The 387-nt window shown below is 78.0% G+C and carries 1 protein-coding gene; it reads left to right on the plus strand.

Going from position 1 to position 387, the window contains the following annotated elements; translation table 11 throughout:
* The coding region (locus JHD63_RS23100) for a hypothetical protein (RefSeq protein ID WP_198973148.1) at positions 1-387 on the plus strand (387 nt) is incomplete at both ends.

Below are 387 nucleotides of genomic sequence, written 5' to 3' on the forward strand. Positions count from 1 at the left end.
CCCCCCCCCCCCCCCCCCCCCCCCCCCCCCCCCCCCCCCCCCCCCCCCCCCCCCCCCCTCTGTTATTCATCCCGCCACCCCCCATCTCTTCACTCGGTTCTCGTCGTCGGCAGCGTCAGATGTGTATAAGAGACAGGCGCGCCAGATCGTGGCCCTGGTGGGCGTGGCCGGTACCGGCCAGCGGGCGGTGATCGACCTGGCCTGCGGCCTGGACGAAGGCGCCGTGGCCGAGGTGCACGCCCGCCTGCTGGATGTCGCTGAGGAAGATGTCGGAGCCCACGAGGCCGTACAGAAAAACGCGGGGGGGGGGGGCGGGGTGGGGGGGGGGGGGGGGGGGGGGGGGGGGGGGGGGGGGGGGGGGGGGGGGGGGGGGGGGGGGGTGGGGGG

It is taken from the genome of Xylophilus sp. ASV27 (genome assembly GCF_016428875.1).
Lineage (GTDB): Bacteria > Pseudomonadota > Gammaproteobacteria > Burkholderiales > Burkholderiaceae_C > Xylophilus.